Source organism: Phenylobacterium sp. (genome assembly GCF_035944335.1).
Classification (GTDB): Bacteria; Pseudomonadota; Alphaproteobacteria; order Caulobacterales; family Caulobacteraceae; genus Phenylobacterium.
The window spans coordinates 20,089-29,157 of sequence record NZ_DASZBG010000017.1 but is presented as its reverse complement, the minus strand read 5'-3'; the positions used below and the strand labels follow the sequence as shown (position 1 = coordinate 29,157).

The 9,069-nt window shown below is 71.3% G+C and carries 11 protein-coding genes; 7 read left to right on the top strand and 4 right to left on the bottom strand.

Annotated features, from left to right (window positions below):
- Both VGT80_RS03855 and VGT80_RS03850 read right to left on the bottom strand, forming a co-directional pair.
- Positions 1 to 737 (bottom strand): KpsF/GutQ family sugar-phosphate isomerase (locus tag VGT80_RS03855; protein WP_327453057.1); only part of this gene is annotated, 737 nt, incomplete at its 3' end.
- Positions 738 to 747: 10 nt separating this feature from the next.
- Positions 748 to 993, bottom strand: a complete 246-nt coding sequence (locus VGT80_RS03850; protein WP_327453055.1) for a hypothetical protein — start codon at positions 991 to 993, stop codon at positions 748 to 750.
- 105 nt (positions 994 to 1,098) lie between these two features.
- Between VGT80_RS03850 and gpmA the strand changes: the two genes are divergently transcribed.
- Positions 1,099 to 1,812 carry a 2,3-diphosphoglycerate-dependent phosphoglycerate mutase gene (gene gpmA, locus VGT80_RS03845; protein WP_327453053.1) on the top strand — a complete coding sequence of 238 codons (714 nt, stop codon included), beginning with the start codon at positions 1,099 to 1,101 and terminating at the stop codon, positions 1,810 to 1,812.
- Between the two features lie 10 nt (positions 1,813 to 1,822).
- Here the strand turns inward: gpmA and VGT80_RS03840 are convergent, their stop codons facing one another.
- Entirely contained in the window at positions 1,823 to 2,353 is a 531-nt protein-coding gene (locus tag VGT80_RS03840; protein ID WP_327453051.1) for a cytochrome P460 family protein, read from the bottom strand.
- Positions 2,354 to 2,564: 211 nt separating this feature from the next.
- Between VGT80_RS03840 and VGT80_RS03835 the strand changes: the two genes are divergently transcribed.
- From VGT80_RS03835 to VGT80_RS03825, 3 genes are all read left to right on the top strand, one after another.
- The gene (locus tag VGT80_RS03835; protein WP_327453049.1) at positions 2,565 to 3,026 is read left to right on the top strand and encodes a deaminase; all 462 of its coding nucleotides are present in this window, start codon (positions 2,565 to 2,567) and stop codon (positions 3,024 to 3,026) included.
- A 74-nt stretch (positions 3,027 to 3,100) separates the two neighbouring features.
- The gene (locus tag VGT80_RS03830; protein WP_327453061.1) at positions 3,101 to 4,363 is read left to right on the top strand and encodes a pentapeptide repeat-containing protein; all 1,263 of its coding nucleotides are present in this window, start codon (positions 3,101 to 3,103) and stop codon (positions 4,361 to 4,363) included.
- Positions 4,364 to 4,365: 2 nt separating this feature from the next.
- On the top strand, positions 4,366 to 5,616 hold the full coding sequence (locus VGT80_RS03825) for a pentapeptide repeat-containing protein (RefSeq protein WP_327453048.1): 1,251 nt from the start codon (positions 4,366 to 4,368) through the stop codon (positions 5,614 to 5,616).
- Positions 5,617 to 5,697: 81 nt separating this feature from the next.
- On the opposite strand, the gene VGT80_RS03820 is transcribed toward VGT80_RS03825, so the two are convergent.
- The gene (locus tag VGT80_RS03820) at positions 5,698 to 6,162 is read right to left on the bottom strand and encodes an Hsp20 family protein (protein ID WP_327453047.1); all 465 of its coding nucleotides are present in this window, start codon (positions 6,160 to 6,162) and stop codon (positions 5,698 to 5,700) included.
- A gap of 237 nt (positions 6,163 to 6,399) precedes the next feature.
- Here VGT80_RS03820 and VGT80_RS03815 point away from each other — a divergent pair, with 237 nt between their 5' ends.
- From VGT80_RS03815 to VGT80_RS03805, 3 genes are read left to right on the top strand one after another with little or no spacing between them, the layout of a single operon-like run.
- Positions 6,400 to 7,269 (top strand): methyltransferase, encoded by an 870-nt coding sequence (locus VGT80_RS03815; RefSeq protein ID WP_327453045.1) that lies wholly within the window; start codon positions 6,400 to 6,402, stop codon positions 7,267 to 7,269.
- A gap of 59 nt (positions 7,270 to 7,328) precedes the next feature.
- Entirely contained in the window at positions 7,329 to 7,652 is a 324-nt protein-coding gene (locus VGT80_RS03810) for an SCP2 sterol-binding domain-containing protein (RefSeq protein WP_414693890.1), read from the top strand.
- Positions 7,652 to 9,067, top strand: coding sequence for an alpha/beta hydrolase (locus VGT80_RS03805; RefSeq protein ID WP_327453041.1), 1,416 nt, complete (start codon positions 7,652 to 7,654; stop codon positions 9,065 to 9,067). The genes VGT80_RS03810 and VGT80_RS03805 overlap by 1 nt, the downstream gene beginning before the upstream one ends.
- The last annotated feature ends 2 nt before the right edge of the window (positions 9,068 to 9,069 follow it).

Genomic DNA, 9,069 nt, shown 5'->3' with positions numbered 1-9,069 from the left:
CCCATGAGCCGGCCGGCGTCATCGACCACGCCGACGACGCCCCAGCGCTTCTGGGTCATCACCAGCAACGCGTCCTTCATCGGCGTCCCAGCCGTCACCAGCGGCAGCTCGTCGCCCACGTGCATCAGGTCGGCCGCGGTGCGCAGCATGGCGCCCAGCTTGCCGCCCGGATGGAAGACCCGGAAATCCTTCGGCTCGAAGCCGCGCCGTTCCAGCAGCGCCACGGCCAGCGCGTCGCCCAGGGCGATCTGCAGGGTGGTCGAGGTGGTGGGCGCGTTGAGCTCGGGCGCGCAGGCCTCGGGCGCGTCGGGCATGGCCAGCAGCACGTCGGCGGCGCGGCCGAGCGCGCTGTCGGCCACCGTGGTCATGGCGATCAGCGGGATATGGAAGCGCTTGGCGTAGGCGATGATGTCGGCCAGCTCGCGGGTCTCGCCGGTCTTGGAGAGCGCCAGGACCACGTCGTCGCCGCCGATCATGCCCAGGTCGCCGTGGCTGGCCTCGGTGGCGTGGACGAACATGGCCTGCGAGCCGGTGGAGGCCAGCGTCGCGGCGATCTTGCGCGCCACATGGCCCGACTTGCCGATGCCGGTGCAGACGATCTTGCCCTTCGCTTCGAACAGGGTCTCCACGGCGCGGGCGAAGCTGTCGCCGAGCCCCTGCGCCATCTGGCTGAGCGCCTGCGCCTCGGCGGCCAGCACCCGGCGGCCGACGGCGATGGAATCGGGGCCGGGGCTCATCGATATGGGCTCATTGACGCGGCGACAGGGCCTGGTCCTGCAGGCTGCGGACGGCGTCGCGGGCCTGCTTGATGCGGCGCTCCGAGGCCTCGGTCTCGCGCTGCATGGCGGCCTTCATGGCCGGCGTCTGCTGCACCGGCGTATGGCCAAACGGCGCGGGCGAGCGGTCGCCCAGGCCCTGCGGCCAGACCAAGGCGAGCGCGATGGCGGCGAGGGTGGCGAGGCCGAGGACCGGCAGATAGAGGCGATCGAGCATCTTGGGCGCACCTATAGCGGTCCCGACGAGTCCGGCCAACGCTTGACGGCCACGCCCCCAAGGCCCTAGCCGCTGTCACCGTATCCGAAACGGAGGTCCCCCGCCTTGCCGACCCTGATCCTGCTGCGCCACGGCCAGAGCCAGTGGAACCTGGAGGACAAGTTCACCGGCTGGGTGGACGTGGACCTGACGCCCCAGGGCGAGGTGGAGGCCGCGAAGGGCGGCGCGCTGATCAAGGCCGCGGGCCTTGCCATCGACACCTGCTTCACCTCGGTGCTGACCCGGGCGATCCGGACCTCCTGGCTGGCGCTCTGGGGGGCTGGACAGACCTTCGTGCCGGAGATCAAGGACTGGCGGCTGAACGAGCGGCACTACGGCGGCCTGACCGGCCTCAACAAGACCGAGACCGCGGCCAAGCACGGCGCGGACCAGGTGAAAATCTGGCGGCGCTCCTACGACATCCCGCCGCCGGAGATGGCCCCCGACAGCGCGTTCGATTTCAGCCGGGACCGCCGCTATGCGGGCGCCGTCCTGCCGCGCACCGAGAGCCTGAAGACCACGCTGGAGCGCGTGCAGCCCTACTGGGAAGGCGAGATCGCGCCCAGGCTCGCGGCCGGCCAGACGGTGCTGGTGGCGGCCCACGGCAATTCCCTGCGCGCCATCGTCAAGCTGCTGTTCGCGGTCGCCGACGACGCCATCGTCGGCGTCGAGATCCCCACCGGGAACCCGCTGGTGGTCGAGCTCGACCGCGCCCTGAAGCCGACGGCGGCGCGGTACCTGGACGCGGACCGCGCCCAGGCCCTGCCGAGCCTGGGCTGACCGCCGCCGCTCAGCGCGCCGGATAGGCGGTGAAGATGTAGTCCTGGGCCGCCACGGCGGTGTGGCAGGCGTAGCCGCACGCGGCGCCGGCCCCCTCGGGCTTCAACGTCCTGGTCTTCGGGTCGACATCGAACTTGGCGTAGGCCCAGCCCTTGGTCTTCGGGAAGCGCCTGGTGTCCTTCACGATGAACGCGACCGACTTCAGCTCGCCGGGAACCTGCACGGGGTAGGGCGAGGCCGGGTTCGGCTTCTGGGACCACTCGATCTTCACCACCCTGGAGCCCTCCGGGAACGTCTGGTCCTTGGCGGGCAGGCCCTTCTTGTAGGCCGCCATCATGGTGGCGTTGGCGGCGATCAGCTTCTGGCTGCCGGGAACCTGGCTGACGGCGACGGCCTCCCAGGCTTGGTAGCCCTTGAACTCGGAGAAGGAGAGGCCGCCGGGGACCTTCAGGGTCGAGCGGTCCTGCGCCGCGAGCGCGACCCCGCCGAGGGCGGCAAGGCCGGCCGCGGAGATCGCAGCGATTGCGAGGGTGGTCTTCATCGTTCACTCCTGCCGTATGGGTTGCAAACGGGAATGGCGACGGGGTCGCCTGTGTGAACTCGATTTCTGCTGGCCGCGGCGCACGCCGCCGCCCCTGTACGACAGGGCGGCCGCCGGGCGGACCGACCATAGCACAACCGCCGGTGGTTGGGCGCGCGCGCCGGAGTCCACGAGCGCTTCTCCCGCGCCGGGAGACGGGGCATGAAGGGCCATGACCGCCGCTTCGGATGATCCCGCCCACATGCGCCGCGCCATCGCCCTGGCGCGGGCGGGCGTCGGGCGCACGGGCGCCAACCCCTCGGTCGGCTGCGTGATCGTCAAGGACGGCGCGGTGGTCGGCGAGGGCGCGACCGGGCTCGGCGGGCGGCCGCATGCGGAGGAGGTGGCCCTGGCGCAGGCGGGGGCGGCGGCGCGCGGGGGGACAGCCTACGTCACCCTCGAGCCCTGCGCGGAGCGGTCGTCGGGGGCCGCCTCGTGCAGCGCGCGGCTGGTCGCGGCCGGCGTGGCGCGGGTGGCGGTCGCCTGCGAGGATTCCTCGGCCTTCGCGGCCGGCCGGGGGGTGACGCGGCTGCGGGCCGCGGGCGTCGTGGCCGACCTGGGGTTGCTGAGCGACGAGGCTGGGGCGCTTTACACAACCTACGATCCCCAAAATGGGCAGCGTCCCGCGGGCTAAATACTGGAAATCCATCCTTAATCTGGCCGGACTAGCTTCGTTTCCCACGGAAAGGAGCGTTCCCAGCCGTGGCCATGTCCAGCGCGCCAGCCCACAGCCTCGTCGTCCGCCGCCTCAACCAGGCGCAGGTCGAGGAGATCTGCGCCAAGCACGACCGGCTGTGGAGCTCCAAGCCCGGCGGGGCCCGCGCCGTCTTCGCCTGGTGCGACCTCACCGGGCTCGACCTTTCGGGCAAGAACCTCTGCGACGCCGATTTCACCGGCGCGATCCTGGCGTCCTGCCGCTTCGTCCATGCGCGGCTTGACCATGCCAACCTGTTCGGCGCCGACCTGCAGGACGCCGACCTGGAGGAGGCTTCGCTGCGCCGCGCCGACCTGCGCGGCGCCTGCCTGCGCAACGCCAACCTGACCGGCGCCGACCTCTTCGAATGCGACCTGCGCGAAGGCGCGCTGGCCGCCGCCGACCGCAAGCAGGGCTACCGCCGAGTCGAGACCAACCCTGGCGCGGCCGGCGACGTGCAGGGCGCGATCCTGGCCGGCGCCAACCTGGAGCGCTCGCGCCTGTCCGGCGCCATGGCCACCCGCGCCGACTTCACCGACGCGATCATGAAGGACTGCAAGCTGGTCCGGGCCAACCTCAAGCACGCCTCGATGACCGGCGCGAACCTTTCCGGCGCCGACCTCTCCGGCGCGGACCTGGCCGGCGCGGACCTGCGCGACGCCATCCTGGTGGGCGCCAAGACCAACGCCTGGAACGTCATGGACGCCAACCTGACCGGCGCGCTCACCGACGAGTCCAAGGCCACGGCCGGCGAACAGATCAACTACGCCCACCTGATCCGCGAACACGCCCGCTGGTGCGAGACCGCCGGCGCCGAGGGCAGTCCCTCGGCCTTCGACAGGGCCGACCTGCGGGCCCTGGAAAGCGTGCGGGGCTTCAACCTCACCGCGCTCAGCGCCAAGCACGCCATCTTCTACGGCCTCGACATGGAGGGCGTGCAGCTGCAGGGCGCGCATCTGGAGGGCGCCGACCTGCGCGGCTGCAACCTGCGCCGCGCCGACCTGCGCGGCGCGCGCCTGGTGGACGCCAAGCTCTCCGGCGCGGACCTGCGCGAGGCGCAGATGGGCCCGCTGCTGCTGGGCGCCGACCGGCTGCTGGCGTGCAACCTGACCGGCGCCTCCTTGAAATTCGCCGACCTGACCGGCGCCGACCTCAGGCGCGCGATCTTCGCCGACGCCGACGTCAGCCGCGCCAACTTCCGCGGCGCCCTCCTGAGGCAGGCGAACTTCACCGGCGTCAAACGACATGGGGCGCGCGGCCTCGAGGAAGTGATCTAACCTTGGCCAGACCCGCCCTACCCGGGCGCCGCAGACTGACATCGGGCGAGCTCGACCTGATCCTTGGCGCTCACGCCCGCTTCGTGGCTGGCGAGCCCGGCGGCAAGCGCTGCTCGCTGCCGTTCGTGGATTTCTCCGGACTGGACCTTGCGGGCCGCGAACTCTCGGGCGCGGAACTCGCCGGCTCGGTGTTCGACGGGGCCAAGCTCGCCGGGGCGCGGTTCACCGGCGCCAAGCTCGCCGGCTGCGATTTCCGCTCGGCCGACCTGCGCGGCGCCAACCTCGCCCGCGCCGACCTGCGCGGCGCCTGCCTGCAAGGCGCGAACCTGGCCAACGCCAACCTCACCGAGGTGGACCTGCGCCCCGGCAAGGTGGCCATGCCCCATCCCAGCCGTGGATTCCCGGCCGTGATCGAGGAGGCCCGCAACGGCGAGCTCGACCAGGCCACGATCACCGGGGCGACGCTCGATCGCTCGCGCCTCGACGGGCTCTACGCCGCCGGCGCGGACTTCTCCGACTGCTCCCTGAAGGGCGCGATGCTCACCGACGCCAACCTCAAGGACGCGCTGTTCGCCGGCGCGCTGATGGAGAACGCCAAGGTCGAGGGCGCCAACCTGCAAGGCGCCGACCTCCAAGGCGCGATCATCACCGGCGTGAAACTCTCCGAGGCCAACACCCGCGGCGCCAAGCTCGAGGGCGCGCTGGACGCGCCGAGCCGCGCCGGGATTTCGCGCGCCGACAAGCTCGCCGAAATGCTGAAGGGCCACGACCAGTGGGTCCGCTCCGGCGGCAAGCAGGGCGCCCGCGCCGTGGTCGACGGCGAGGACCTGCGGCCGCTGGGCGATCGGCTGAAGGGGCTTCGACTGACCGCGCTCAGCGCGAAGCGGGCCTGCATGGTGGGCCTCGACCTCACCGAGGTGCAGCTGCAGGGCGCCGACCTCGAGGCCTGCGACCTGCGCGGCGCGACCCTGAAGGACGCCGACCTGCGCGGCGCGCGGATGGCCGGCGCCGATCTCAGCAAGGCTGTGCTGCACAACGCGCTTCTGGCGCTGCTGCCGCTGGGCGGCGGGCGCACCACGCCCACCGTGCTCACCGGCGCGCGGCTGCGCTCGGCCATGGCCCATGGCGCGGACCTGTCTGGCGCCTCGCTCGCCGACGCCGATCTCAAGGGCTGCGACCTGACCGGCGCCAAGCTCGTCGCGGTCGAGCTCTCCAGCGCCCAGCGTCGCGGCGCGCGCGGGCTGGTCGAATAGCCAGCAAAAGGGCGGCGCGAGCCTCGCCCGCGCCGCCTGATCACTTGCCTCCCCCGTTGGCGGGGGAGGCAAAGAGGTCGCCTAGGCCGCCTTTTCGGAGCCTTCGCCTTCGATCAGCGTGGACTTCGCCGCGCCGATCTCGATGCGGCGCGGCTTCAGCGCCTCGGGCAGCTCGCGCTTCAGGGACAGCGACAGCAGGCCGTCGGCCAGGCTGGCGTCCGTCACGACGACGTAGTCGGCCAGCTGGAACCGTCGCTCGAAATTGCGCTCGGCCAGGCCGCGATGCAGGTAGGTGCGCGCCTCGTCGTTGGCCGTCTTGCGGCCCTGCACGGTCAGGAGGTTCTCCTTGACCTCGACGTTCAGCTCGTCCGGACGGAAGCCGGCGACGGCGACTTCGATACGGTACTCGTTCTCCGCGGTCCGCTCGATGTTGTAGGGCGGATAGCCCGTGGAGGCGGGCTCGGTGGCCGCGGATTCCAACAGGTCGGCGAGGCGATCGAAGCCGACGACCGAACGATAAAGGGGGGCGAAATCAAAGGTACGCATGAGGGTCACATCCTTCTCTTCAAGCAAGGTTGCGTCAGGGCGCCGTGGCGAGCCATCAGGCCTCGCCGGGCGTCCGGAAGGCCCGAAATCGGCGCCTTCCGCGCATCGAGATAGGCGCCCCCGAACCCGGTTCAAGGCCCCGGTTTTGACGCAGCCGCGAGCGCGCGGTACCGATGGCTGCCCCTTGCGGGGCGGGGGTCCGTGCGGGGGCGTGGACAGAGAGGCTCGAGGCTGCCGATGACCCCGCTTTCCCGCCGATCGGTGCTGCTCGCGACCCTGGCGCTCACCGCCTGTGGCCGAGGCGCCGCGCCGACCCGGCCCAAGGGGCCGCTGACGCTGGCCGACGCCGTCGCCGGCGCCTGGCGCACGCCGGCCGACAAGGCTCGCGACGCCTGGCGCCATCCCGTCGAGAGCCTGACCTTCTGGGGCCTCAGGCCCGGCATGACGGTGGTCGAATTCTGGCCCGGCGCCGGCTGGTACACCGAGATCCTGGCGCCCTATCTCGCCTCGACCGGCGGCAAGCTCTACGCCGCCGACCTGGAGACCGCCGATCCTGCCAACGCCGCGGCGCGCCAGGTCGTCGCCGCCTACCGCAAGCGCCTCGAGGCCAATCCGAAGCTCTACGGCAAGGTGGCGACCACCGCCTTCGGGCCGCGCAGCGGACCGGTGGCGCCGCCGGCCTCGGCGGACCTGGCGCTCTTCCTGCGCAACCTGCACGACTGGATGGCCGCCGGCGTCGCCGAGAAGGCCTTCCACGACGCCTTCGCCGCGCTCAAGCCCGGCGGGATTCTCGGGGTCGAGGAACATCGCGCCGATCCCGCCGGCGTGCCCGATCCGCTGGCGGCCGACGGCTATGTGGACCAGGCCTATGTGGTGAAGCTCGCCCAGGAGGCCGGCTTCGTCCTCGATGCGACGAGCGAGATCAACGCCAATCCCAAGGACACCAAGGATCATCCGTTCGGCGTCTGGACCCTGCCGCCGGTGCGCAGGTCGTCACCGATCGGAAAGCCGCCGAACCCCGGCTTCGACCACGCGAAATACGATGCGATCGGAGAGAGCGACCGAATGACGCTGCGCTTCGTCAAACCGGCGTCTGCCCACGCCTGACAGTTTACTTCACTCGCGCCTAAGGTGAAGCTGGCCTTTGAGTCGGGAGAGTTGTGGGCATGGCGACGCTGGAGGAGCTGACGGATCGTATCCGCAGGGCCGCCGCGTCCGAAGCCGGCGCTCCCGCGCTTGGGGAAAAATCCGTGAAACTGGACCTCAAGGGCGAGGGCGTGATCCACATCGCCGGCGCCGCGGTGACCAACGACGACAAGCCCGCCGACCTGACGGTGACGCTCGCCAAGCGCGACCTCGAGGCGCTCGGCAAGGGCGAGCTCGATCCGGTGCGCGCCATGATGAGCGGGCGGCTGAAGCTCTCCGACATGGGCCTCGCCATGCAGCTGCAGCCGAGGATCCAGGCGATCTTCGGGAAGGCCGCCGGCTGATGGCCGAGACCGCGCCCCTGATCGCCACGCGCGACGCCCCGATTCCGGACGGCGGGGAGGCCATGTGGTTTTCCGGCGCCGGCGGGGCGCGTCTGCGCGCGGCGCTGTTCCGCCCGCGGGGCCGGGCGCGGGGCTCGATCGTGCTGTCGGGTGGCCGCACCGAGCCCATCGAGAAATATTTCGAGGTCATCGGCGATTTCCTCGACCGCGGCTTCGTGGTGCTGGCCCATGACTGGCGCGGCCAAGGCCTGTCGCACCGGGCGCTCGGCGATCCGCTGAAGGGCCACGCCGACGGCGCCAAGGCCTATGTGGACGACTTCAAGATCCTGTTGGACACCTTCGCCGACCGGCTGCCGAAGCCGTGGGTGGCCGTGGGCCACTCCATGGGTGGCTGCCTGACGCTGCTGGCCATGGCCCAGGGCGAGCATCGGTTCGTGGGCGCGATCTTTTCGGCGCCGATGCTGGGCGTCCAGACCGGCGGCCGTTCGCCCGCCGCGGCGCGCATGATGGTGCAGGTCTCCAAGCTGTTCGGCCGCGCCAGGCGCTATGTGCTGAACGACCCGGGCAAGCCGTTCGACGACGTCTTCGAGACCAATGTCCTGACCCACGATCGGCGGCGTTACGCGCGGGCCTGCGGCCAGCTGGCGGCCGAGCCGAAGCTGGCCCTGGGCGCACCCACCTGGGGCTGGCTCGACTTCGCGTTCAAGGCCACCGCCGAGCTCGCCCGGCCAGAGCGGCTGAGCCATATCACCGTTCCGGTAATCATTCTTTCGGCCGAAGACGACAAACTGGTCGACAACGCGGCGCAACAGCGCGCCGCCCGCCACCTGCCCCAGGGAAAGTTCATCAACGTCCCCGGCGCTTTCCACGAAATCCTGATGGAGACCGATCAGATGCGAAACTTCTTCATGAAGGCGTTCGACTCGCTGACCGGGCGTGTCGCCCCCAAGCCCGCCGAACCCCCCAAGGCCGCCCCGGCCACGCCGCCCAAGCCGCCGGCGCCCACCATGGCGACCTCGTCCGCCCCGATGATGGCCGCCGCCTCGCCGGCCCCGGCCGCCAAGAAGCCGGCCGCCAAGAAGAAGGCTCCGGCCAAGAAGAAGGCCGCCGCCAAGCCCGCGGCGGCGAAGAAGGCGCCCGCCGCCAAGAAGCCGGCCGCCAAGAAATCCGCGGCCAAGAAGCCGGCGGCCAAGAAGCCCGCCGCCAAGCCCGCGGCGGCGAAGAAACCTCCGGCCGCCAAGAAGCCCGCGGCCAAGAAGCCGGCGGCCAAGAAGGCTTCGGCCAAGAAGCCAGCCGCCAAGCCGGCGGCCGCGAAGAAGGCCCCCGCGGCCAAGAAGCCGGCCGCGAAGAAGCCGGCCGCGAAGAAGCCCGCCGCCAAGAAACCGGCGGCCAGGAAGCCCGCGGCGAAGAAGTAGCC

What these genes read in the sequence shown, in the direction of transcription:
- VGT80_RS03850 (WP_327453055.1), bottom strand. Translation starts at nt 993, where the DNA reads ATGCTCGATCGCCTCTATCTGCCGGTCCTCGGCCTCGCCACCCTCGCC.
- VGT80_RS03840 (WP_327453051.1), bottom strand. Translation starts at nt 2,353, where the DNA reads ATGAAGACCACCCTCGCAATCGCTGCGATCTCCGCGGCCGGCCTTGCC.
- VGT80_RS03835 (WP_327453049.1), top strand. Translation starts at nt 2,565, where the DNA reads ATGACCGCCGCTTCGGATGATCCCGCCCACATGCGCCGCGCCATCGCC.
- VGT80_RS03830 (WP_327453061.1), top strand. Translation starts at nt 3,101, where the DNA reads ATGTCCAGCGCGCCAGCCCACAGCCTCGTCGTCCGCCGCCTCAACCAG.
- VGT80_RS03820 (WP_327453047.1), bottom strand. Translation starts at nt 6,162, where the DNA reads ATGCGTACCTTTGATTTCGCCCCCCTTTATCGTTCGGTCGTCGGCTTC.
- VGT80_RS03815 (WP_327453045.1), top strand. Translation starts at nt 6,400, where the DNA reads ATGACCCCGCTTTCCCGCCGATCGGTGCTGCTCGCGACCCTGGCGCTC.
- VGT80_RS03810 (WP_414693890.1), top strand. Translation starts at nt 7,329, where the DNA reads ATGGCGACGCTGGAGGAGCTGACGGATCGTATCCGCAGGGCCGCCGCG.
- VGT80_RS03805 (WP_327453041.1), top strand. Translation starts at nt 7,652, where the DNA reads ATGGCCGAGACCGCGCCCCTGATCGCCACGCGCGACGCCCCGATTCCG.